This is a genomic window from Sphingomonas oligoaromativorans, assembly GCF_011762195.1.
Classification (GTDB): domain Bacteria; phylum Pseudomonadota; class Alphaproteobacteria; order Sphingomonadales; family Sphingomonadaceae; genus Solisphingomonas; species Solisphingomonas oligoaromativorans.
On record NZ_JAASQK010000005.1, the window covers coordinates 249430 to 272000 of the forward strand.

The 22571-nt window shown below is 67.6% G+C and carries 18 protein-coding genes; 3 read left to right on the forward strand and 15 right to left on the reverse strand.

Annotation, left to right across the window (positions count from 1 at the left end):
* Nucleotides 1-167: 167 nt before the first annotated feature.
* The 7 genes from FHS98_RS11985 to FHS98_RS12015 form a co-directional block, all read right to left on the reverse strand.
* Nucleotides 168-443 (reverse strand): DUF3175 domain-containing protein, encoded by a 276-nt coding sequence (locus FHS98_RS11985; RefSeq protein ID WP_167104958.1) that lies wholly within the window; start codon nucleotides 441-443, stop codon nucleotides 168-170.
* A 3-nt stretch (nucleotides 444-446) separates the two neighbouring features.
* Nucleotides 447-596 carry a hypothetical protein gene (locus tag FHS98_RS11990; RefSeq protein ID WP_167104961.1) on the reverse strand — a complete coding sequence of 50 codons (150 nt, stop codon included), beginning with the start codon at nucleotides 594-596 and terminating at the stop codon, nucleotides 447-449.
* Nucleotides 597-642: 46 nt separating this feature from the next.
* Nucleotides 643-1197: a hypothetical protein gene (locus FHS98_RS11995; RefSeq protein WP_167104964.1), complete on the reverse strand. Its 555-nt coding sequence runs from the start codon at nucleotides 1195-1197 to the stop codon at nucleotides 643-645.
* Nucleotides 1198-1268: 71 nt separating this feature from the next.
* A complete protein-coding gene (gene uvrB / locus FHS98_RS12000) occupies nucleotides 1269-3470 on the reverse strand; it encodes an excinuclease ABC subunit UvrB (RefSeq protein WP_167104967.1) in 2202 nt (733 codons plus the stop codon).
* A 79-nt stretch (nucleotides 3471-3549) separates the two neighbouring features.
* Entirely contained in the window at nucleotides 3550-4218 is a 669-nt protein-coding gene (locus tag FHS98_RS12005; protein ID WP_167104969.1) for an outer membrane protein, read from the reverse strand.
* 271 nt (nucleotides 4219-4489) lie between these two features.
* Complete coding sequence (locus FHS98_RS12010; protein ID WP_167104972.1) at nucleotides 4490-6010, reverse strand: FumA C-terminus/TtdB family hydratase beta subunit; 1521 nt, start codon at nucleotides 6008-6010, stop codon at nucleotides 4490-4492.
* A 38-nt stretch (nucleotides 6011-6048) separates the two neighbouring features.
* Nucleotides 6049-7269, reverse strand: a complete 1221-nt coding sequence (locus tag FHS98_RS12015) for an MFS transporter (protein ID WP_167104974.1) — start codon at nucleotides 7267-7269, stop codon at nucleotides 6049-6051.
* 147 nt (nucleotides 7270-7416) lie between these two features.
* Here FHS98_RS12015 and FHS98_RS12020 point away from each other — a divergent pair, with 147 nt between their 5' ends.
* Nucleotides 7417-9057, forward strand: coding sequence for an alpha-L-fucosidase (locus FHS98_RS12020; protein WP_167104977.1), 1641 nt, complete (start codon nucleotides 7417-7419; stop codon nucleotides 9055-9057).
* A 53-nt stretch (nucleotides 9058-9110) separates the two neighbouring features.
* The gene (locus FHS98_RS12025) at nucleotides 9111-9368 is read left to right on the forward strand and encodes a hypothetical protein (protein ID WP_167104980.1); all 258 of its coding nucleotides are present in this window, start codon (nucleotides 9111-9113) and stop codon (nucleotides 9366-9368) included.
* Here FHS98_RS12025 and FHS98_RS12030 read toward each other — a convergent pair.
* The 8 genes from FHS98_RS12030 to putA all read right to left on the reverse strand — a co-directional run bounded on the left by FHS98_RS12030 (nucleotide 9365) and on the right by putA (nucleotide 21821).
* The gene (locus FHS98_RS12030) at nucleotides 9365-10012 is read right to left on the reverse strand and encodes an MOSC domain-containing protein (protein ID WP_167104983.1); all 648 of its coding nucleotides are present in this window, start codon (nucleotides 10010-10012) and stop codon (nucleotides 9365-9367) included. The two genes, FHS98_RS12025 and FHS98_RS12030, sit on opposite strands and share 4 nt — an antisense overlap.
* Nucleotides 10013-10076: 64 nt before the next feature.
* Entirely contained in the window at nucleotides 10077-12938 is a 2862-nt protein-coding gene (locus tag FHS98_RS12035; RefSeq protein ID WP_167104986.1) for a TIM-barrel domain-containing protein, read from the reverse strand.
* Nucleotides 12939-12957: 19 nt separating this feature from the next.
* Nucleotides 12958-14598, reverse strand: a complete 1641-nt coding sequence (locus FHS98_RS12040; protein ID WP_167104989.1) for a DUF5597 domain-containing protein — start codon at nucleotides 14596-14598, stop codon at nucleotides 12958-12960.
* Between the two features lie 171 nt (nucleotides 14599-14769).
* Nucleotides 14770-15837, reverse strand: a complete 1068-nt coding sequence (locus FHS98_RS12045) for a LacI family DNA-binding transcriptional regulator (RefSeq protein WP_167104992.1) — start codon at nucleotides 15835-15837, stop codon at nucleotides 14770-14772.
* A gap of 91 nt (nucleotides 15838-15928) precedes the next feature.
* The gene (locus FHS98_RS12050; RefSeq protein ID WP_167104995.1) at nucleotides 15929-16465 is read right to left on the reverse strand and encodes a cytochrome b; all 537 of its coding nucleotides are present in this window, start codon (nucleotides 16463-16465) and stop codon (nucleotides 15929-15931) included.
* Complete coding sequence (locus FHS98_RS12055) at nucleotides 16462-17541, reverse strand: catalase family peroxidase (RefSeq protein ID WP_167104998.1); 1080 nt, start codon at nucleotides 17539-17541, stop codon at nucleotides 16462-16464. The genes FHS98_RS12050 and FHS98_RS12055 overlap by 4 nt, the downstream gene beginning before the upstream one ends.
* 104 nt (nucleotides 17542-17645) lie before the next feature.
* On the reverse strand, nucleotides 17646-18119 hold the full coding sequence (gene ybaK, locus FHS98_RS12060; protein WP_167105001.1) for a Cys-tRNA(Pro) deacylase: 474 nt from the start codon (nucleotides 18117-18119) through the stop codon (nucleotides 17646-17648).
* A 57-nt stretch (nucleotides 18120-18176) separates the two neighbouring features.
* Nucleotides 18177-21821 carry a trifunctional transcriptional regulator/proline dehydrogenase/L-glutamate gamma-semialdehyde dehydrogenase gene (gene putA / locus FHS98_RS12065; protein ID WP_167105004.1) on the reverse strand — a complete coding sequence of 1215 codons (3645 nt, stop codon included), beginning with the start codon at nucleotides 21819-21821 and terminating at the stop codon, nucleotides 18177-18179.
* A 122-nt stretch (nucleotides 21822-21943) separates the two neighbouring features.
* Between putA and FHS98_RS12070 the strand changes: the two genes are divergently transcribed.
* Nucleotides 21944-22411, forward strand: a complete 468-nt coding sequence (locus FHS98_RS12070; protein WP_167105007.1) for an Lrp/AsnC family transcriptional regulator — start codon at nucleotides 21944-21946, stop codon at nucleotides 22409-22411.
* The last annotated feature ends 160 nt before the right edge of the window (nucleotides 22412-22571 follow it).

Here is a 22571-nt window from a genome sequence, read left to right on the forward strand (position 1 = left end):
CCCGGAAGACTTCCGGCCGCGCCTAGCGCGACATCTCCCGAACGGACTGAACCGACCTCTCGGCTGAACCATGAGACATCGGTCACCTCCTTTCGCCAGTTAACGGGACAGGACGAAGGATGAATCATCCCGAATCCCGATGCAAGCCCCTTTGCGGCCAGCCTGAATCAAATTCTGCCGAACAGCCGGCGAAGCTCGTCCTTGGCCGCTTCCAGCGTCTTCTTCTGCTTCGGTTCGAGCGTGCCGCCCGCGCGATTGATGTAGAAGCTCAGCATCGACATCGCCGACTGGTACGGCGTGCCGCGCCGCCTTCGGCTATGCTCGGCGGAATGCTTGAGCGAGGCGGCGATCTCGGCCGGATCGTCGCGGGTGAACACCTCGCGATCGAGATCGAGCGCGTTCGAATGCTTGGTCGCCTGCTGTGACCAGTGCTGCTGCGCCATGGCTCAGTGCCGCTTGAAATACTGGATTTCGCGCTCGTGCTTCTCGGCCGCGCCCCTGGTGTCGAACGTGCCGAGATGGCGGCGCTTGCCCGTCTCTGGATCCTTGTGCCGCGCGTATATGCGATACTGGCCGCTCTTGAGCTTGCGGATCATCGTCCCTCTCCTCGGGGGTCCAACGAAGGAGAGGCACGGAGGGTTGCTAGAAACGGCAATCCTCGATCACGCGCGCCACTTCCGGCCAGGCGGGAAGCACGAGGCGCGGCTGGCCGGGCACGTCGACGAGGAAGCGCCCGCGGCTGAAGGCGAGCTGATCCATGCGCGGATCGCGCGCCGTCGCCTGCGCGACGATCGCCGACGGCTGACCTCCCCCACTGCCGGCGGTGAGCGAGAAGGGCGCGAAGGATGTGGTGAACCGCATCGCCGCCGTGGGCGTGGCCAGGCTGCCGGCGCGCGAGAAGAGGATGGCGCGCGTCGCGAAATCGCAGCGCAGCGCGAACACGATCGGCTGCCCCGGCACGCCGAACTGCGCGATCGAGCTTTGCCCCGCCACCCCATGCCAGAACCAGCGCCCCGGCGTCAGCGGCACATCGCGCCAGTCCTGCTGGACGGGGGCCGGAGGCAGCGCGACCGGAGGCGGCGGAGGTGCGGGCCGGGGCGCGGGAGCCGGCGGCGTGGAGGTGCAGGCCGCCAGCGTCGCCATGGTGAGAAGAACCGCCCCCTGCCGGGAAACGCGCCCGATACGCCGCATCATCATGCCCGATCCATGGCGGCCTATTGCGACGGGGGCAAGGCTTGGTCGGCGAAGATCGGACAGGATGCCGCCGATCACCGACCGCGTGCGCGCTTCTCCGCCCGCGCCGCCGCTGCCTTGCCGTAGCGCGTCTGGCGCGTGCCGGGCTTGCCGAGCGTGGAGTTACCGCGCGGCGCGGCACGATGCTGCTCGACCGGCAGGCCCAGTTCCTCCTGCTCCAGCTTGCGGATTTCGTCGCGGAGACGCCCGGCCTCCTCGAACTCCAGGTCGGCGGCGGCCTTGCGCATCTGCTTTTCGAGATCCTCGATATACGCGCGCAGGTTGTGGCCGACCATGTGCGGCGCGTCCTCGATGCCGGTATCCACCGTCACCTGATCGCGGCTGGCGAGGTGGCCGACGATGTCCGTGATGTTGCGCTTGATCGTGGCGGGCGTGATGCCGTGCTCGAGGTTGTAGGCCTCCTGCTTCTCGCGGCGGCGCTCGGTCTCGGCCATGGCGCGTTCCATCGAGCCGGTGATGCTGTCGGCATAGAGGATCACGCGGCCCTCGGCGTTGCGCGCGGCGCGGCCGATGGTCTGGATGAGCGACGTCTCGGAGCGGAGGAAACCCTCCTTGTCCGCGTCAAGGATCGCCACCAGCCCGCATTCGGGGATGTCGAGCCCCTCGCGCAGCAGGTTGATGCCGACCAGCACGTCATAGACGCCGAGCCGGAGGTCGCGGATCAGCTCGATGCGCTCCAGCGTCTCGACGTCGGAGTGCATGTAGCGGACCTTGAGCCCCGCCTCGTGGAGATACTCCGTCAAGTCCTCGGCCATACGCTTGGTGAGCGTGGTGACGAGGATGCGATAACCCTTCCCCGCCGTGTCCTTGCACTCCTGCACCAGATCGTCGACCTGATGCTCGACCGGGCGCACCTCCACCGGAGGGTCGATCAGGCCGGTCGGGCGGATCACCTGCTCGGCGAAGACGCCGCCCGCCTGCTCCATCTCCCACGGCCCCGGCGTCGCGGAGACGGCGATGGTCTGCGGGCGCATCGCGTCCCACTCGTTGAAGCGCAGAGGGCGGTTGTCGATGCAGGACGGCAGGCGGAAGCCATATTCGGCGAGCGTGATCTTCCGCCGATGGTCGCCCCGCGCCATGCCGCCGACCTGCGGCACGGTCTGGTGGCTCTCGTCGACGAAGAGGATGGCGTTCTCGGGCAGATATTCGAACAACGTCGGCGGCGGCTCGCCGGGCAGGCGGCCGGTGAGGAAGCGCGAGTAATTCTCGATGCCCGCGCAGGAGCCCGTCGCCGCGATCATCTCCAGATCGAAGTTGGTGCGCTGCTCCAGCCGCTGCGCTTCCAGCAACTGGCCCGCGCCGACCAGCTCCTTCAGCCGCTCGCCGAGTTCGTGGCGGATCGCCTCGGTCGCCTGCTTGAGCGTCGGCCCCGGCGTCACATAATGCGAGTTGGCATAGACCTTCACATAATCGAGGTTCGCGACCTTCTTGCCGGTGAGCGGATCGAATTCGGTGATGCTCTCGATCTCGTCGCCGAAGAAGGTGAAGCGCCAAGCGGTGTCCTCATAGTGCGAGGGAAACAGCTCGAGATTGTCGCCACGCACGCGGAAGGCGCCGCGCGCGAAGGCGGCGTCGTTGCGCTTATACTGGAGCGCCACCAGCTTGCGGATCAGCTCGCGCTGGTCGACCGTATCGCCCTTCTTGAGCGCGAAGGTCATCGCCGAATAGGTCTCGACCGAGCCGATGCCGTAGAGGCACGACACCGACGCCACGATCAGCACATCGTCGCGCTCCAGCAGCGAGCGCGTGGCGGAGTGGCGCATCCGGTCGATCGCCTCATTCACCGAGCTTTCCTTCTCGATGTAGGTGTCCGACCGGGGGACGTAGGCTTCCGGTTGATAATAGTCGTAATAGCTGACGAAGAACTCCACCGCATTGTCGGGGAAGAACTGCTTGAACTCGCCATAAAGCTGGGCGGCGAGAATCTTGTTCGGCGCCAGCACCAGCGCCGGCCGCTGGAGCTTCTCCACCACCTTGGCCATGGTGAAGGTCTTGCCCGAGCCGGTGACGCCGAGCAGCACCTGCGTGCGCTCGCCCTCGTCGGCGGCGGCGGTCAGCTCGGCGATAGCGGTCGGCTGGTCGCCCGAGGGCTCGTAATCGGAGACGAGGCGAAAGGGCTTGCCGCCTTCGGATTTCTCCGGTCGCGCCGGGCGATGGGGAACGAAGCTCTGCCCGAGGTCGGATTCCTCAAGGCTGGTGCGAATCTCGATCGGCATGGGGCGAATATGGGGACGAAAGGCGAACGCCGCAACGGCGGGATGGCCCCGCCCGCATCACGCAGGCGGGGCCGATCGATCAGAAGCGGATGCCGGCGCCCGCCAGCACCTGATTGCGGTCGAACCGCACGCGGGTGTCGGGGAGGCCGATCTCGTCCGCCCGGAAGCTGTTGAAGCGGGTATAATCATATTCCGCCTTCACATAGGCATGGCGGTTGACCGCATATTCCACGCCCGCGCCCGCGCGCCAGCCGTCGCGATTGGCATGGCCAGAGACATAGTCCACGCCGTCCGAGAAGGTGCCGCGAAGCTGCCCGTTCACATAAGCGCCCTTGGCATAGACAAGCGCCTTGTCGCCCATCTTCGCGCCGAGCCGTGCGCCGCCCTCGATCTCGCGGCCAGCCTTGAGACAGCCGTTCAGCTCGCCCGCCGGCGCGCCATAGCTGCAATCCTTGGCGGTCGAGATCGCGTAGCTGCCGAAGGCGCCGACGACGAAGCGATCGCCCACCGGCATGTCATAGCCGAGCAGCGCGCCGGCCGTCGCGCCATTGCGGTGCGAGCGGTCGGTGACGCGGGTGCTGCCGTCGTCGAAGCGGGTGCGCGTGCCGACGCGATCCCAGCCGCCGAAAATCTCGGCGCGGGGGCCGGCGAAGCTCGGGCCGTCGGCCGGGGCAGCCGTCTGCTGGGCCAGAGCGGGAGACGCAACCGCCGTGAGAAACGCGGCCGACGCGAACAGGATCGTCTTCATACTAGACCTCATCAAGCTACCGTCATGGCGTCACCTTTGCGGGTGGCACCTGTGGGATCAGTCGATCAGAGGCCTTGATCGTTCCCCGGAATATCCCGTTTTCCCTGAGCCTTAACGAAACTGTGACCCTCGGGGCACGGTTTCTGTCACCCCCATGAACGAAATGGGGCAGGGCTGCGGCGGTGGCACGGCAATGCAAGGGCGCCCCTCATGACGAAGGGGAGCCCCGCGCCGGCGGACCTCCCCTTCCCTGTCATCCCGCCGCCGCTGGTCAGGCGTTTTCGAGCAGCTTTTCCTTGGCGATCTTCTCGCGCCACACCAGCGGGCCGGTGGCGTGGACGCTCTCGCCGGTGGAGTCGACCGCGACGGTGACGGGCATGTCAGCCACGTCGAACTCGTAGATCGCCTCCATGCCGAGATCCTCGAAGCCGACGACCTTCGAAGCCTTGATCGCGCGCGACACGAGATAGGCCGCCCCGCCGACCGCCATCAGATAAGCCGATTTGGCCTTCTTGATCGCCTCGATCGCGACCGGCCCGCGCTCGGCCTTGCCGACCATCGCGAGCAGGCCCTGATCGAGCATCATGCCAGTGAATTTGTCCATGCGCGTCGCCGTGGTGGGGCCGGCCGGGCCGACCACCTCGTCGCGCACCGGATCGACCGGGCCGACATAATAAATCACGCGGCCCTTGAACTCGACGGGCAGTTCCTCGCCGCGCGAGAGCATGTCCTGGATGCGCTTGTGCGCGGCATCTCGGCCGGTGAGCATCTTGCCGTTGAGCAGCAGGCGGTCGCCCGGCTTCCAGCTCTGCACCACGTCCGGCGTCAGCGTGTCGAGATCGACGCGGATCGCCTCCTTCGAGGGCTTCCACTCGACGGCGGGCCACTCGTCGAGGTTCGGCGTTTCGAGGAAGGCCGGGCCGGAGCCGTCGAGATGGAAATGTGCGTGGCGGGTGGCGGCGCAGTTCGGGATCATCGCGATCGGCTTGGAGGCGGCGTGCGTCGGCCAGGTCTCGATCTTGACGTCGAGCACGGTGGCAAGGCCGCCCAGACCCTGTGCGCCGATGCCGAGCGCGTTGACCTTGTCATGCAGCTCGATGCGCAACGCCTCGACATCGTTCTGCGGCCCACGCTGCTTCAGCTCGGCCATGTCGATATCGCCCATCAGCGATTCCTTGGCGAGCTTCATCGCCTGCTCGGCGGTGCCGCCGATGCCGATGCCGAGCATCCCCGGCGGGCACCAGCCGGCACCCATCTTGGGAAGCTGCTCCAGCACCCAGTCGACCACCGAGTCCGACGGGTTGAGCATCGCGAACTTGGACTTGTTCTCGGAGCCGCCGCCCTTGGCCGCGACCGTCACGTCGACATGGTTGCCGGGCACCATCTCGACATGCATCACCGAGGGGGTGTTGTCCTTCGTGTTCTTGCGGCCGAACGCCGGGTCCGCGACGATCGAGGCGCGCAGGCGGTTCTCCGGGTGGAGATAGGCGCGGCGCACGCCCTCGTCGACGACCTCCTGAAGCGACTTCTCGCTATCGAGCACGCAGCCCTGTCCCCACTTCACGAACACCGTGACGATGCCGGTGTCCTGGCAGATCGGGCGATGCCCCTCCGCGCACATGCGGCTGTTGGTGAGGATCTGCGCGATGGCGTCCTTGGCGGCGGGCGACTGCTCGGCCTCATAAGCCTTACCCAGCGCGCGGATATAGTCCATCGGGTGATAGTAGGAGATGAACTGGAGCGCGTCGGCGACGCTCTCGATCAGGTCGGCTTCGCGGATGATGGTGGTCACGGCTGCATTCCCGTTCCGATGGACATTTGCGACGCGCCTTAGTCCCGTTGGGCGCGCCGTTCCAGCCATTCGGTGGCGAACAGCAACAGGACGATCCCGCCCAGCACCGCCCCGGCGCCCATCGCGCCCCACCAGCCCGCCGCATGATAGGCGAGCGTCGCGATCGCCGAACCGCAGGCGCCCAGCACGAACAGGATCGTCATGTAGACCGCGTTGACCCGCCCCCGGTCCTCGCCCGGCAGCGAGAAGATCACGCGCTGGCCGAGCACCTGATTGACCTGCGTGGCGCCGTCCAGCGTCAGCGCGAAGACCACCAGCAGCGCCAGCGAATGCAGCGCCCCCGCCCAGCCCGCGAGCAGGCAGGAGGCCGCGATGGTGGCCAGCGCGCCGGCCGTGCCGAGGCGGATATAGCCCCGGTCCCCCAGCCGCCCCGCGATCGGTGCCGTCAGCGCGCCCGCCGCCCCCGCCAGCGCGAACAGCGCGATGCCGGTCTGGCCGAAGCCGAATGCGTCGGCGAGCAGCAGCGGCACCGATGTCCAGAACAGGTTGAAGATGGCGAAGACGAAGCCCTGATAGACGGCACGGCGCTGCAAAGGCCGTTCACGCTTCAGGATGTGCCACATCGAGAGCAGGATCTCGCCATAGCCATGGCCGCTGCGGGGCCGCCGCTCGGGCAGCTCGCGGGCGAGCCACAGGCCCAGCACCAGCATCGCCACCGCCGAAACGCCGAACACCGCGCGCCAGCCCGCCACCTCGGCGATCAGACTCGCCACCGGCCGCGCCAGCATGATGCCCGCGAGCAGGCCAGACATGACGTTGCCGATCGTCCGTCCGCGCGTCTCTTCCCGCGCCAGCGAGGCGGCGAAGGGGATGACCACCTGCACGCCCGCCGAGCAGAACCCCACCGCCACCGATGCCGCGAGGAACGCCTCCGCCGAGGGCGCCGCCGCCAGTGCCGCCAGCGCCACCGCGACGATGCCGATGGTCGCGAGGATGAGCTTACGGTTCTCCACCCGGTCGGCGAGCGGCACGACGAACAGCAGACCGCCCGCATAGCCGAGCTGGGTGAGCGTCACGATCAGCCCCGCTATGCCGGGGCGCAGATGCAGCTCCGGCGCGATCAGGGCGATGAGCGGCTGGGCATAATAGAGGTTCGCGACGATCACGCCGCACGCCACCGCACAGGCGAAGGTCACCGCCGGCGTGATGCCGGGGGAGACGGCCGGGCGTTGGGCAGGGGCATGGGACGTATCGTGCATCGCGTCTCTCGCTTGGGGGCCTATGCTGCACCGCGGCGCGCCGGCCGCATTTAGGGGCTCGGATGCCGACATGCGAGTCCCGCGATGGCTTTTCGCGGGCCGGACTGATAGCGCATTCTCGAATTATCAGATGAATGGGATTCGAGGATGCTGTCACGCCGCCATCTGCTCCAGACCGGAGGCACCGCCGTCCTGCTCGGCGCGACGCGGGCGATGGCGGGTCCGGGGGCCAGTTCGGGGGCAGGTCCGGTCCAGCCCAACTGGAACTCGCTGGTCGCTTCCTACAAGACGCCGGAATGGTTCCGGGATGCCAAGTTCGGCATCTGGGCGCACTGGAGCGCGCAGTGCGTGCCCGAGTTCGGCGACTGGTACGGCCGCCAGATGTATATCCAGGGCAATCCCTATTACGAGCATCACGTCAAGACCTACGGCCACCCCACCCGCTTCGGCTTCATGGAGATCGAGAATCTCTGGAAGGCCGAACATTGGGAGCCCGAGACGCTGATCGGCCTCTACAAGAAGGCCGGCGCCCGCTATTTCGTGGCGCTCGCCAACCATCACGACAATCTCGACACCTTCGACAGCGCGCACCAGCCGTGGAACACGCTGCGCGTCGGCCCCAAGCGCGACATCATCGGCACCTGGGAGAAGATCGCGCGCGCCGAGGGGCTGAAGTTCGGCGTCTCCAACCACAGCGCGCATAGCTGGCACTGGTGGCAGACGGCCTATGGCTATGACGCGGAAGGCCCGCTCAGGGGCAGGCGCTACGACGCCTATACGCTCCGCAAGGAAGACGGCGCGGGCAAGTGGTGGGAGGGCCTCGACCCGCAGGAACTCTACAACGGCCCTTATTTCGCGCCGCCGGACGGCATCCGCTCGATCCAGTCGATGAACGCGTGGCACGACGCGCATGACGGGCAGTGGATCGATTACGCCCCGCCGGGTGCGCGCGGGCGGGCCTATGTCGCCAAGTGGCTGGCGCGGCAGAAGGATCTGGTCGCCAAATATCGGCCGGACCTCGTCTATTTCGACGATTATCGCCTGCCCTTCGGCGATGTCGGGCTGGAGGCGGCAGCCGACTATTACAACCAGGCGATCGGCTGGCACGGCACGCCCGACGTGGTGCTCAACGCCAAGCAGCTCTCGCCTTACCAGCGCTACGGCATCGTCGAGGATATCGAGCGCGGCTTCGCGAAGGACATCCACCCGCTGCCGTGGCAGACCTGCACCTGCATCGGCAACTGGCACTATGACCGCGCGCTGTTCGAGCGCCATGGCTACACGCCCGCCAAGGCGGTGGTGCAGCGCCTGTGCGACATCGTGGCCAAGAACGGTAACCTGCTGCTCTCGATCCCGATGAAGGGAGACGGCACGATCGACAGCGACGAGGAGCAGATCCTCGCCGATCTCGCCCGCTGGTTCGCGGTGAACGGCGCTGGCATCTATGGCACGCGGCCGTGGCGCGTGTTCGGCGAAGGCCCCAACGTCCCTCCGCAGGGGATGCAGAGCGAGGAGGCGATGAAGCCCTATACCGCCGAGGATATCCGCATCACGGCGGGCGGCGGCGGGCTCAACCTCTTCCTGCTCGACTGGCCGGCCGGCGAGGCGAAGATCGCTTGCCTCGGCAAGCGCGCGGCGGGCGGCGGCGTCATCGAGAAGCTGACGCTCAACGGCGGCGGCGCAGTGGACTTCCGGCAGGATGACGACGCGTTGCGCTTCACCCTCCCCGCGCCAACCGCCGGAGCCTTCGTGCCGGGCCTGCGGATCAAGGGGCGCGGCCTCGCCTGAGGAGGAAGGGCGGCTTCCGGCCCGGTCGCCGCCCTGTTAGAGGCTCGCTCGCCATGGCGAGGAAATATTATCTGACGGCGACGATGCCCGACGGCTACGTCAAGCGCATCGGGCCGACCAACGCGCCTTTCACCCATTATTGGCGGATCGTGGCGATCCTCGCCGACGGCAAGACCGAGGTTTTCTGGGGCCACACCAAGTCGCTCGCCGACGCGAAGCGCAAGAAGGCCGCCGCCGCGGACGCCTCGAAGCAGCGCAAATGGCAAAGCCATGCGTTCGAGATCGCCGAGCTGGAAAAGTCGTTCGACTAGGCTGAAATCCGCCAGCGCCCCTGCGCCCGCGCGCGCAACCCCGATGCCAGCTCCGGCATCCCGGCCAGCGCCGCCATCTCGGCCTGTGTCGCAGCCCCCCGGCTGACGATCGTCACCAGTCGCGAAAAGCGGAAGGCCGGCTGGGGCCGCTCGACCAGCAGCACATCGTCGCCCACGCCCAGATCGCCCTCTTCGAGCACGCGATAATACCAGCCCGCGCGGCCGGTGCGGACCATGGCCTTCGGCATCCGGTTGTCCTCGAAATGGAGCGCGAGCTTGAAGCAGGGCTGGCGCGGCTGGCAGACCTGAAGCACCGCGCTGCCGATCTGGTGGACGTCACCCACACAGATCGCGTCCTCGTCGAGCCCCTCGATCGTCAGATTCTCGCCGAAGCCGCCGGGGACGAGGCGCTCCGCATGTTCGGGGAATTCCGCCCGCCAGCGCGCATAATGGCCGGCGGCATAGCCATAGACCGCCTTTTCCGGCCCGCCATGGACGGTGAGATCGGCCTGTTCGTCCCCGATCAGGCCAAGCGGGGCGACGGCGATCCGGTCCGGCGTGGCGCGCTTGACGAAACCGCTCGGCACGTCCTCCGGCCCCAGCGGAGCAATCCTGCCGATCTGCACGGAATGGAGGCTGGTCATGCCGGCATGATAGGATCGACCGGCGGGCGCATCCAGACCGAATGCATCCGCCGGTCGCCGGCGCCTATTTCCGTCGCACCGTCAGCGGCTTGCCCGTGTAGGTGACGGTCACGTCCGCCGGCCCGTCGAGATCGAGCGCGCGGGGCCGGTTCGGGCCGACCCAGCGGATGCGGAAGGTCCGCGTCACCACCATGCCCGGATAATGCCCTTGCCGCGCGCCGATGCTGAGCGTGCCGCTCCTGTCGTCCCACTTGAGCGGCACGCGGGCGAAGGCGCCCTGCTGATAGCCGAGGCTCGTGCCGTCATCCTCATAGAGCGAGAATTGCCCGTCCGCGCCCGCATAGACGGTGAGCGTGATCGGCGCGTCGATCTTCTCGCGGGTATAGTGCATCTCCGGCCCGGTCGGCAGGATCGAGCCCGCGCGGACGAAGACGGGAATACGCTCGCAGGGCGCGTCGACGGTGACCGTCCGCCCGCCCCGCTGCATCGTGCCGGCGTAGAAGTCGTACCAGTCCGTCCCCGCCGGCAGATAGACGTCGCGCGAGCGCGCCTTGAACCGCGTGACCGGCGCGACCAGCAGCGAAGGCCCGAACAGATATTGGTCGTCGATCGACCAGACCTTCCGATCCTTCGGGAAGTCCATGACGAGGCCGCGCATGATCGTGCCGTCCTTGGCATAGGTGTCGGCGGCCAGCGTGTAGATGTAGGGCAGCAGCCGGTAACGCAGCTTGTCGTAATATTCCAAGGTCTTGTATGTATCGGAACCGGCCGGCGCGATCTCATAGATCTCGCGATAGGGGAACTCGCCATGGCTGCGGAACAGCGGCGAGAAGGCACCGAACTGGAACCAGCGCGTATAGAGTTCGCGCCATTCCGGCACATCGGCGGGGTTCTGCCTGCTGTAGCGATCCTCCACCGCGAAGCCGCCGATGTCGTGCGTCCAGTTGGGGATGCCCGAGAGCGAGAAGTTCACGCCCGCCGAGATCTGGTTGCGCAGATCGTCCCAGCGCGCCGCCACGTCGCCCGACCACACCGCCGCCCCCGTCCGCTGGAGCCCGGCGAAGCCCGAGCGGGTGAGGATGAAGCCGCGCGTGTCCGGCTTGAACTGGCGCCAGCCGTCCGCGACGCCCTCGGCATGGACCAGCGGGAAGCTGTTGAAGAAGGCGGCGCCCGGCCCCATCGCCGTCGGCCCCATGCGATAGGCGCGCTGCTCGATGCTGAGATTGGAGTGGATGTCGGGTTCCGACGCATCCATCCACCAGGCGTCGACACCCAGCACCGCGAGCCGTTCCTTCACCTGCCGCCAATAGATGGCGCGGCCCTTCGGATTATACGGATCATAGTCGGTATTCTCGTAGCCCTTGCCGACCCAGTCATGCTCGTGCGCGTCGAGATTGCGCGTGTAGACCGCGCCCGCCGCCTTCAGTTCCTTGTAATTGTCGGTGGTGGGATAGAATTTCGGCCAGATCGAGATCATGAAATGGGCGTGCCCGGCGTGGAGCCTGTCAATCATCCCCTTGGGATCGGGGAAGCGCGCGGGATCGAATTCGTGGCTGCCCCACGCATCCTCGCGCCAGTAGAACCAGTCCTCGACGACATTATCCAGCGGCAACCCGCGCGAGCGATAGCCTGAGAGCACGCCCAGGATCTCGTCCTGATCCTTGTAGCGCTGGCGGCTCTGCCAGAAGCCATAGGCCCATTCCGGCATCATCACCGCCTTGCCGGTGAGCGCGCGATAGCCGGCGATCACGCCGTCCATGCTGCTCGCGCCGACATAATAATAATCCACCGCATGGCCGACATCGGAGGCGAAGCCGATCGAGTGCAGATCTTCCGCCGGACGCGGATCGTTATGGACGAGGCCGATATAGCCGGCGTTGGGCTCCCATTCGATGCGGATGGCGACGGGCTTTCCGGCGGTCATCGGCAGCTCGAAGTTGCGATACCAGGGGTTCCAGTTCTGGCGCCACTGGTTCACGATCTCCTGCCCGTCGGCGAAGACCTTCACATAGCTGGAGACGTAGAGGCGGAACTTGTGGACGCCGGTCTTGTCGGCGGTGACGTTGCCGGTCCACACCACGGTCTGCTTCTGAACGGCGTTGCCGGCGGTGTTCTGCCCGCCCGTGGCCGCGACCGTCTGCGACTTCGCGGCCGCCGGCCACTTCGCCTGATCCTTGATATACTGATAGTCGATCGTGGCTTCCTGCCGCGTCACCACCTCCTTGCCGTCGAGATAATAATGCGCGGTGAAGCCGGGCTGGCCGCCCTCGCCCGTCACCTTCAGCGCATCGTCGCCGACAGCGGCATAAGACTTCGGATTGCCGAAGCGGGTGATCGAATTGTTATCCCAGAGGATGCCGTAATTCTTCGTCGACACGACGAAGGGGACCGCCACGTCCATATTGTGCTGGGCCAACTCCACATCCTCGCCATTGTAGTTCATCTGGCGATTCTGGTGCTGGCCGAGGCCGTAGAGGCCTTCGTCGGTGCCCCTGTTCCACTGTTGACGGACGGCGGTATAGGGCTGGCCCTCCACCGTCACCGGCGCGAAGCCGGCCTCGCCGCTCTCGGCCAGCGTCTCCTGGCCGGCCGCATCGCGGAAACGGACGCGGCCGTCGGCGGTATCGACCTCGGCGCTGAGCTTCGCCGTCTTCAGCACGACGTGGCCGGCGCGCTCCTCCACCGTGAAGCCGGTGGTGACGGGGTGCGCCACCACCATCAGGCTCGCCGGCAGAGCAAGGCTCGGCGTCGGCGTTTCGGTGACGCGGATCAGTTCGTCGCCATAGACCTGAAGGCGGACGGCCTTCTCGGCCCCCCGATCGGGCGTGACGATCACACCGTCGGCGGTGCGCTGGACGGTGCCGGCGTGCGCGGCGGAGGCAAGCGCGGCGGCCAGCGCCAGCCCCGAGACGAGACGAAGACTCATGAAAGGCGGCTCCGCGCGATCAGCGATAGGTGGCGAGGCGGACCTTCAGCACCTGCGGCACCGAGGTGAAGTTCAGGCCGTAATCGGTCTGGTCGCCGTTCCAGAGGCGCTCGAACACCCACTGGCCGGCGGCATCGAAATGGCCTTCCTCGATCCGGTCGATAATCATGTGCTCGCCGGGCCTGGGCGCGGCCAGCTCGAAGTTGATGCGGGTGTGATAGCCGGTGACGAGATATTCGTTCGGCCCTAGCTCCGCGATCACGGCGCCGCCCGAAGGCTCGGGATTGCCCTTGGGCGGATCGAAGCCGAACATGCCCTGCCCGAAGGTGGCGATCGCCTTCCAGCGGCCGAGATCCATCTCCTGCTTGTGCTGCGCATGAGGATCGGTCGGTTCGGCGACGCCCCAGGTCTTCTTCTCGAAGGCGATCTTCGCCCAGACGCGGTCCATCGGGCGGAACAGCCGATAGTTGGCGGCGAACGCCTCCACCGTCTCCGGGTCGAGCTTGGAGGCGCCGAGCGGGAAGTTGAAATAACCCGTGAAATCCATCCCGAACGGCGAGAAGCCGATGCCGTGGCGGCCCATCACCGGGAAGAAGAAGCGGGCATAATCCTTCGAATTGCCCGTTTCGGGGATGAACAGCGGATTGTCCGCCCGCTCGTAGAAATCGAGCAGCTTCATGTAGGCGGCGTGATCGTGGTTGTAGATGTCGGGCGACAGCACGTCGATGTCGGGCGCGGACGCCTTCCATATGTCGATCGTCTGGAAGGTGGGGCCGCCGCTGGCATAGTTCCTGGGATCGAGATTGGGCTTGAGCGGATCGGGCACCGCGGCGTTGACGTACATCGGCAGCGGCTTCACCGCCTTGCCCGCTTTGGCGACGGCATCGACGTAGGAGGCGATCGCCCAGGCGTGGAAATATTCGTCGGCATGATCGCCGAAGGCCTGCCGCCAGGTGCCGCCCTTCACGCCCATGTGCTTCGCCACGTCGGCCGGCACGGGCGCGTTGAACGCCTTTTCCGCCGCCGGCGAATGATCGCGCACGCATTGATAGGTGCCCGTCTCATTCTCGACCTGCACCATGATGACGCGGTTGTCGGGATCGGCGGCCTTCAGATGCTCCATCAGCTTCACGAACGCTTTACGATCGGCGTCGAGCGTCGTCTTGGCGAAGGGGGAGAGCGCGTAATGCACCTCGCCCTTCTCGTTCAGCATCCGGGGGAAGCGCTTGTTGTCGAGCTTCACCCAGTCCGGCGCATAGCTCGGCGCGGTGTTCTTCCAGGTGCCGAACCACAGCAGCACCAGCCGCACGTCATGGTCGCGCGCCTGCGAAAGCAGGGTGTCGAGGAAGGAGAAGTCGAACTGGCCTTCCTTCGGCTCGATCTGCTCCCACGCGATCGGCACCTCGACGGTGTTGGCATGAAGTTGCTCGATCGCCGGCCACACCTTGGGCAGAGCCGAGGGCCAGTTGCTCGAATTGTTCACCTGCGCGCCCAGCATCAGATAGGGCGCGCCGTCGACGAAGAGCGCGTGATGGCCGTCCTTGTTGACGATGCGCGGCAGCTCGGAGGGCGCGGCGGAGGCCATCGCCGGCAGCGCCAGCGCGGAAAGCCCCAGCAGCATCCGGCGCATCGCGCGCGCGAACGGCATCGTCTCGATCATCAACCTCTCCCTTCACGCGGACCCCGCCTCCGCCGGGCGAAGGCGCGCGCGAGCGCGGCCCCATCCCCCCGGCCGACCGATCGTCCGTCCCTGGTAGCGTTACAATCGAGCCGGGGTCGCATCGCGTCAAGTATGAAAGCCGATCACCACCCGTGAAACTCGGACTTTTGGTCAGTGGGCGTCGCGCGGCCGCCGACGGGGCGCCGCGTCCGACTGGCGGCGGACCAGTTCGAAATCGAGCAGCAGATGGCGGCGCGGCTCGGGCCGGTGATTGCGGCGCGCGCGGATATCGCGGACGAGCAGGTCCACCGCCTCGCGCGACATCTCGGCGATCGGCTGGCGGATCGTCGTCAGTTCGGGCCAGATGGTGGTGGCGAGCGCGGTGTCGTCGAAGCCGCAGACGGTGAGGTCGCCCGGCACGTCCAGCCCACGCCGGTGCGCCACCGCGACGGTGGCCGCCGCCATGTCGTCATTGCTGGCGAAGATGGCGGTCGGCACGTCGGCGAGATCGAGCAGACGCTCCGCCGCGTCGAGGCCCGAGCGATAGGTGAACATGCCCTGCTGGACCAGCGCCTCGTCCGCCTCCAGCCCGGCGGCGTCGAGCGCGGCGCGATAGCCTTCGAGGCGGCGCAGGCTGGCCGACTGGTTGGGATTTCCGATGATGAAGCCGATGCGGCGGTGGCCGAGCCGCGCGACGTGGCGCGCCATGTCGAAAGCGGCCTGATAGTCGTCGATGCTGACGGCGTTGACCGGATCGGCGGGCTGGCTGCTCGCCACGGCGACGACCGGCGTGCCGCTCTCGGCCAGCGCGGCGATCACGTCGGCCGCGTCGCAGAGCGGCGGCGGCAGGATCACGCCGTCGACTCCGCTCGCGACCAGGCGGCGCGCCACCTCCACCTCATGCGGGCCGACATCGCATTTCTCGATGACGAGTTGCACGTCGGCGCGGCTCGCCTGCTCCAGCCCGCCGACGAGGAACTCGCTCAGATAGGCGGCGCTGGGGTTGCTGTAGAGCAGGCCGATGCGGATCTGCTCGGCCCCCGCGAGGCTGCGCGCCGCCGGATTGGGCGCATAGTTGAGCTGCTGGATCGCGGCGTTCACCGCCTCGCGCGTGGTATCGCGAACATTGGTCTCGCCGTTGATGACGCGCGACACGGTCATGGGCGACACGCCCGCCAGTCGGGCGACGTCGGCGATGGTGGGCGCCGAGCTTTGCCTGCGCGTCGGTTTCCGGGTCAATCAACGCTCCGTATTCATAGGCCGTGCGGAAGGCCGCACGTTGCTGTTCCTAATGAACCCGGAGCGCTCTGCAAACAATTCCCCGCAATAACTAGCGTCCACCCGCCATGCTTTCGAACACGCCGTCCCGCCGGATCAGGGCATGGACCAGCGCCGCGGCGAGATGGACGAGGATCAGCGCGAAGAAACAATAAGCGACGACCGTGTGGGCGGAGCGCAGAAATCCGTAGAGCAGGATGTCGCGCGGCACGATCGGCGGCAGCACCAGCCACGTCGTCAGCCGCACCGGATAGCCGCCTGCCGACTGCATCGACCAGCCGATCAATGGCATCGCTATCATGGTGGCATAGAGCAGCCAGTGCGAACCGTGCGCCGCGAGCTTCTGCACCGCCGGCAGATCGGCCGGGAGCGGCGGCGCCGGATGGTGCAGGCGATAGCCCAGCCGGATAAGCGCCAGCACGAGGATCAGCGCGCCGATCGGCCGATGCCACGCCAGTAGCGTCGGATAGAGCGGCTCGGCGGTCGACACCATGCCGACGCCGATGAACAGCATGGCGAGGATCAGCGCCGCCATCGTCCAGTGGAGCGTGCGGGCGACGGGGCTGAAGCGGTCGGGACGGGTGCTCATTTCTGGCCTCCCTTGGCGGCAAGGCTGATCGCGTCGGGGTGCGGCCCCTCCACCGCGCGGCGATGGAAGGAAGCGGCATAGGTGGCGGAACGCGCCGCCAGCAGCGGATCGTCGGAGGGCGCGATGCCGTTCGGCAGCACCAGCGGATCATAGGTGATGTCGCGGCACCCCCCGGTCTCCTCGGGCGTGGCCCGGTCGAGCACCAGCGTGCCGACGTCGACGTGGCGGCGATTCGCCGGCCACGCGACGGTGGCGTTGTCGGTGCGGTCGCCGGCGTCCGCCAGCACGATGACGAGGTGCCAGCGCAGCGGGCCTCGCTTCACCCGCGCGATCAGATCGTCGAACAGGAAATCGACGGGCTGCTGATCGAGCGTCTTCTTGTCGAGGTCACCGCCCTTCGTCTCCGGCTCGAACTGCCAGCGCACGGCGCGCGACTGGCCGTTGCCGTCGATGAAGCGGAAGGCGTTGATGCTGTAATAGGTTCCGGTGGCGAAGCTCGCGGGCAAGGGCGCGGTCGCCATATAATCGAGGAAGGCCTGTGTCTCGGGATGCTGGGCGAGATAGGCCTTCATCTTCGCCGGATCGGGCTTGTGGGTCACCGGGTCGGGCTTGCTCGCGATCTGGAGCGCCACGAAGTCCGCCGCATTGGCCACCGGGAAGATCGGCGTGTGATCCATCGCCGTCCGCCACTCCTCGCCGCGCGGAAGGTGGAAGGCCAGCGCCAGCGAATGGAAGGTCGGCCGGCCGTCGGGGCCGAAGGGATCGCTCCCGCCGGTCGAGAAGCGGCCGAGCACCGGCACCGATCCCGCCCGGAACACGCTGGCTTTGGACAGCGCGACGCCCGCGCCGTTGGAATCGAAATGGCCGGTGACGCATAACCCCTTGGTATGCGCGCGCCGCCAGCCGGGATGCTTGCCGGCGTTATATTCGAGCGAATCCGCCAGCTTGCCGCCACCGATGCGCGATGGCTGGAGCCAGCCCGCCACCCACAGGAAAGCCAGCGCCAGAAGGCCCACCGCCACGCCGATCAGCGCGAAAGCAGGCCAGGGACTACGCGAAGGTGAAGAAGGCGGCATCGGCGGCTCCATGGCTCGAACCCGAACGCTGTAGACGCTCAGCGTTTCATTGTTCGAGCTGTTTCGCAACCGTCTCCATCGGGGTTACAAAAAGATGGGCGGCCTCAGGCGACGAGCGCGGCGGCCTTCGCGTTCAGCACCTCGGCGATCCGGCGCGGATCGAGCCGGATCTGGAGCCCCCGCTGCCCCCCGTTCAGATAGACCTGCTCCTCACCGAGCGCGGCCTCCTCCAGGAAGGTCGGCACGCTCCGCATCTGGCCGAAGGGGCTGATCCCGCCGACCTTGTAGCCGGTCATCCGCTCGGCATCGGCGGGCTTCATCATCTGCGCGGACTTGCCGCCGGCCGCCGCCGCGAGGCGCTTCATCGCCACCTCCCGATCGGAGGGCAGGATCACGCAGACCGGCTTGCCGTCGACCAGCGCCATCAGCGTCTTGAGCACGCGCGACGGCGCCTCGCCCAGCGCCTCGGCCGCCTGCATCCCGATGCGGTCGGCCGCCGGGTCATAGTCGTAACGATGGAGCGAGAAGGCGATGCCCGCCTTCTCCAGCGCCTGCGTGGCGCGCGTGGCCTTCGACATGGGCGTGGCTATCGCGGATCGCGGCGGCCCGCGTCAACCACGCCCTCTTCGCGCGGATCAGCCGATCGCCATCAGGCTGGCGTTGCCGCCGGCCGCCGTGGTGTTGATCGAGGTCGAAACCTCCTCCAGCAGCCAGTTGAGCGGCATCGCGCCCTCGCCCGTCACCTGCACCGGCACGACCGGCCCCGGCAGCATCGCGATGTCGCCGAGCGCCTCACGGATGGCGGCGGCATCGCCCTCCACCAGCGCGCCCGCGAAGGGGCCGGCGGCCTTCCAGTCGGCCGCCCAGCTCAGCCGCTCGGCCACCGGCGACGGCACATGAGCGAGCATCCGCTGCCACTCGGGCGTCGCGGGGATCACCGCATGGTTGCCCGTCGCGAGCAGCGCGGCGAGCTGGTTGCAGAGCCCCCGCCCACTCGACGGCAGCAGCAGCACCCGGCCGCGCGGATGGAGCGCATAGAGGTTGCGCTCGCCGACCGGCCCTTCCAGCTCGCGCTCCAGCCCGAGCGGGGAGAGGCCAGCATAGTCACGCGCCTGCCGCGCGGCATCGTCCATGCCCTCCGCGGCGAGCCAGCGGGCGAACGCGTGGACGGCGGGCTCGGCCGCGCCGCCCTGCGGCAGCGCCGGCGCCGTCTCGACCAGCCGGCCGAGATAGAGCGGCCCGCCCGCCTTCGGCCCGGTGCCCGAAAGGCCGCGCCCGCCGAAGGGCTGCACGCCGACGATCGCGCCGATGATGTTGCGGTTGATGTAGAGATTGCCCGCCTGCACCCGGCCGGTGACGTGCGCGATCGTCTCGTCGAGGCGGGTGTGCAGGCCGAAGGTCAGCCCGAAGCCGCTGGCGTTGATCTCGTCGATCAGCGTGTCGAGCCGATCGCGGTGGAAGCGCAGCACATGCAGCACGGGGCCGAACACCTCGCGCTCGACATCGGCGAGGCGATCGATCTCGATGATCGTCGGCGGCACGAAGGTGCCCTGCTCGGCGCCGGGCGCGAGGCCGATCTGCTCGATCCGGTGGCCGCGCGCGCCCATCGCCGTGATATGGCGTTCGATAGTCTCCCTGGCCTCCTGCGTGATGACGGGGCCGACATCAACGCTCAGGCGATCGGTGCCGCCGAGCGCCAGCTCCTTGAGCGCGCCCTTCAGCATCTTCAGCACATGATCGGCGACATCCTCCTGAAGGCAGAGGATGCGCAGCGCCGAGCAACGCTGCCCCGCGCTGTCGAAGGCGGAGGCGATGACATCGCCCACCACCTGCTCGGCCAGCGCCGAGGAGTCGACGATCATGGCGTTCTGCCCGCCCGTCTCGGCGATCAGCGGGATCGGCTGGCCATGCGCGGAGAGGCGGCCCGAGAGCGTCTTCTGGATCAGGCGCGCCACGTCGGTGGAGCCGGTGAACATCACCGCCGCCGTCTCCGCCGCGTCGACCAGCGCCGCGCCCACCTCGCCCGCGCCGGGCACGAGCTGGAGCACATCGGCGGGGATGCCCGCCTCGTGCAGCAGGCGCACCGCCTCGGCGGCGATCAGCGGCGTCTCCTCAGCGGGCTTGGCGAGTACGGTGTTGCCCGCGACCAGCGCGGCCGCGATCTGGCCGGTGAAGATCGCCAGCGGGAAGTTCCACGGGCTGATGCAGGTGACCGCGCCGAGCGGGCGGTTGCCCTCCAGCGTGGTGCGCGCCTGCCCGGCATAATAACGCAGGAAGTCGATCGCCTCGCGCACCTCGGCGATGGCGTTGGGCACCGACTTGCCCGCCTCGCGGACGAGGACGCCGATCAGCGTCGCGATGTCCGCCTGCATGGCGTCGGCGGCGCGTTCCAGACGGGCGGCGCGCTCGGCGACGGGAATGGCGGCCCAGCCGGCCGTCGCCAGCGCGGCGCGGGCGACGGCGAAGCGCGCCTCGTCCGGCGTCGCCTCGCGCACCCAGCCGACCACGTCGCGATGATCCGCCGGGTTGAGTACGTCGCGCCGCCCCGCTTCGTCATCGGCCGCCTCGGCGAGCGTGGCGGTCCACAGACGCGACGCGCTCTGCTGGAGCACCCCGGTCAGCGCGGCCAGTTCGTTCTCGTTGGCGAGGTCGAGACCGGACGAATTGCGTCGGTCGCTGTAGAGGCTCGCCGGCAGCGCGATCCCGTCATGCGTGGCGCCGGGCACCGCCATGGCGCGCACCACGTCCACGGGATCGGTGACGAGATCGTCGATCGACACCGCCGGATCGGCGATACGGTTCACGAAGGAGGAGTTCGCCCCATTCTCCAGCAGCCGGCGGACGAGATAGGCAAGCAGCGTCTCGTGCGTGCCCACCGGCGCATAGATGCGGCACGGACGGCCGAGCCCTTCGGCGCCGACCACCTCGTCATAGAGCCCCTCGCCCATGCCGTGCAGGCACTGGAACTCATAGTCGCCGATCGCGAAGTCCGGCCCGGCGAGATGGTAGATCGTCGCCAGCGTCTGGGCGTTGTGGGTGGCGAACTGCGGAAAGATCACATCGCGCGCGTCGAGCAGCTTGCGGGCGCAGGCGACGTAGGAAATGTCGGTGTGGACCTTGCGGGTATAGACCGGGAAGTCGCTCAGGCCGTCGACCTGCGCGCGCTTGATCTCGGCATCCCAATAGGCGCCCTTGACGAGGCGGACCATGATCCGGCGCTCCGCGCGACGGGCAAGGTCGATGATGAAGTCCAGCACGAAGGGGCAGCGCTTGCCATAGGCCTGCACCACGAAGCCGAGGCCGTTCCAGCCCTTCAGCGCCGGATCGAGCGCCAGCGCCTCCAGCAGATCGAGCGAAAGCTCGAGGCGATCCGCCTCCTCCGCGTCGATGTTGAAGCCGATGTCATAGGAGGCGGCGAGCTTGGCGAGCGCCTGCACGCTCGGCAGCAGCTCGCCCATCACGCGGTCGCTCTGCGCGCGGGAATAGCGCGGGTGGAGCGCCGAAAGCTTGATCGAGATGCCCGGCCCGCCATAGACGCCGCGCCCGGCCGAGGCCTTGCCGATCGCGTGGATGGCGGCCTCATAGTCGGCATAATAGCGCCTGGCGTCGGCACCGGTCATCGCCGCTTCGCCGAGCATGTCGTAGGAATAGCCGAAGCCCTTCGCCTCCAGCGGCCGGGCGCGGCGGAGCGCCTCGTCGATGGTCTGGCCGGTGACGAACTGCTCGCCCATCATCCGCATCGCCATGTCGACGCCGCGCCGCACGACCGGCTCGCCGCAACGCGCGACAAGGCGGGTCAGCGCCGCCGTCAGCCCCTGTTCGTTGACGCTGTTGACCAGCTTGCCGGTGACGACGAGGCCCCAGGTCGCCGCGTTGACGAAGATCGAGCGGCCATTGCCGAGATGCGCCTTCCAGTCGCCGCCGCCGATCTTGTCGCGGATCAGCTTGTCGCGGGTGGCGTTGTCGGGGATGCGCAGCAGCGCCTCGGCGAGGCACATCAGCGCCACGCCTTCCTGGCTCGACAGCGCATATTCCTGCACGAGGCCCTCGACGCCGTCGCCCTTGTGCTTGGCGCGCAGGGCCGAGACGAGCGTGCGCGCCGTTCCGGCGATGGCGGCGCGAGTATCGTCGGGCAGCGTCGCGCGTTCCAGAAGCGGCGCCATCGCCTCGACCTCGGGCCGGCGATAGGCCGCCGTGATCGCCTGACGCAGCGGCGACTGCGGGCGGATCGGCGGCGCGAAATGCGCGAAGGGACGTGCAAGCTGGCCGGAAGACGACATGATGGGAGCCCCGATCGGATGGACCCGCGCATCCTACTCCATTATCGTCTGGCGATCAGACCGCATATCAGCGATATTCAGATCGAATGAACCATATTTCTAGCAATCGAAAGTCGATTGGAATGAAAAATCGCGATTCCCAGGTCGAACTGGATAGCTTCGATCATCAGATCATCGATGCCCTCACCCGCGACGGCCGCATGACTGTGACCGAACTGGCGCGACAGGTGGGCTTGTCCAAGACACCCTGCCAGGTGCGGCTCCGGCGGCTGATCGACGAGGGCGTGATCCGCGGCTTCCGTGCGCTGGTCGACGCCGGCAAGCTCGGCATGGACCATATCGCCTTCGCCACGGTGAAGCTCTCCGACACGCGCGAGAAGGCGCTCACCGAGTTCAATCAGGCGGTGCGCAAGATCCGCGAGGTGGAGGAATGCCATATGATCGCGAGCAACTTCGACTATCTGCTGAAGGTGCGCACCACCGACATCCGCAAATATCGCATCGTGCTGGGCGAGAAGATCTCCAGCCTGCCGCACGTCGCCAGCACCTCCACCTTCGTGGCGATGGAGACGGTTCAGGAGGTGGGGTGACCGCGCCGCGAGGGGCGATCCGCTTCGCCGATGTCGGAGGGGCCGGTGGTGCTGCCGGGGAGGATTGAACTCCCGACCTCAGCCTTACCAATCGAAGTATAGGCGCCCGCCGTAGCTTTCCTATCAAAGCCAATCCTACGATAAAGCCCGATAAACGCTA

Bases quoted from the DNA above. Each gene is read 5' to 3' on its own strand.
- FHS98_RS11985 (WP_167104958.1), bottom strand. From the start codon at position 443: ATGGCGCAGCAGCACTGGTCACAGCAGGCGACCAAGCATTCGAACGCG.
- FHS98_RS11990 (WP_167104961.1), bottom strand. From the start codon at position 596: ATGATCCGCAAGCTCAAGAGCGGCCAGTATCGCATATACGCGCGGCAC.
- FHS98_RS11995 (WP_167104964.1), bottom strand. From the start codon at position 1,197: ATGATGATGCGGCGTATCGGGCGCGTTTCCCGGCAGGGGGCGGTTCTT.
- uvrB (WP_167104967.1), bottom strand. From the start codon at position 3,470: ATGCCGATCGAGATTCGCACCAGCCTTGAGGAATCCGACCTCGGGCAG.
- FHS98_RS12005 (WP_167104969.1), bottom strand. From the start codon at position 4,218: ATGAAGACGATCCTGTTCGCGTCGGCCGCGTTTCTCACGGCGGTTGCG.
- FHS98_RS12015 (WP_167104974.1), bottom strand. From the start codon at position 7,269: ATGCACGATACGTCCCATGCCCCTGCCCAACGCCCGGCCGTCTCCCCC.
- FHS98_RS12020 (WP_167104977.1), top strand. From the start codon at position 7,417: ATGCTGTCACGCCGCCATCTGCTCCAGACCGGAGGCACCGCCGTCCTG.
- FHS98_RS12025 (WP_167104980.1), top strand. From the start codon at position 9,111: ATGGCGAGGAAATATTATCTGACGGCGACGATGCCCGACGGCTACGTC.
- FHS98_RS12030 (WP_167104983.1), bottom strand. From the start codon at position 10,012: ATGACCAGCCTCCATTCCGTGCAGATCGGCAGGATTGCTCCGCTGGGG.
- FHS98_RS12035 (WP_167104986.1), bottom strand. From the start codon at position 12,938: ATGAGTCTTCGTCTCGTCTCGGGGCTGGCGCTGGCCGCCGCGCTTGCC.
- FHS98_RS12040 (WP_167104989.1), bottom strand. From the start codon at position 14,598: ATGATCGAGACGATGCCGTTCGCGCGCGCGATGCGCCGGATGCTGCTG.
- FHS98_RS12050 (WP_167104995.1), bottom strand. From the start codon at position 16,465: ATGAGCACCCGTCCCGACCGCTTCAGCCCCGTCGCCCGCACGCTCCAC.
- FHS98_RS12055 (WP_167104998.1), bottom strand. From the start codon at position 17,541: ATGCCGCCTTCTTCACCTTCGCGTAGTCCCTGGCCTGCTTTCGCGCTG.
- ybaK (WP_167105001.1), bottom strand. From the start codon at position 18,119: ATGTCGAAGGCCACGCGCGCCACGCAGGCGCTGGAGAAGGCGGGCATC.
- putA (WP_167105004.1), bottom strand. From the start codon at position 21,821: ATGTCGTCTTCCGGCCAGCTTGCACGTCCCTTCGCGCATTTCGCGCCG.
- FHS98_RS12070 (WP_167105007.1), top strand. From the start codon at position 21,944: ATGAAAAATCGCGATTCCCAGGTCGAACTGGATAGCTTCGATCATCAG.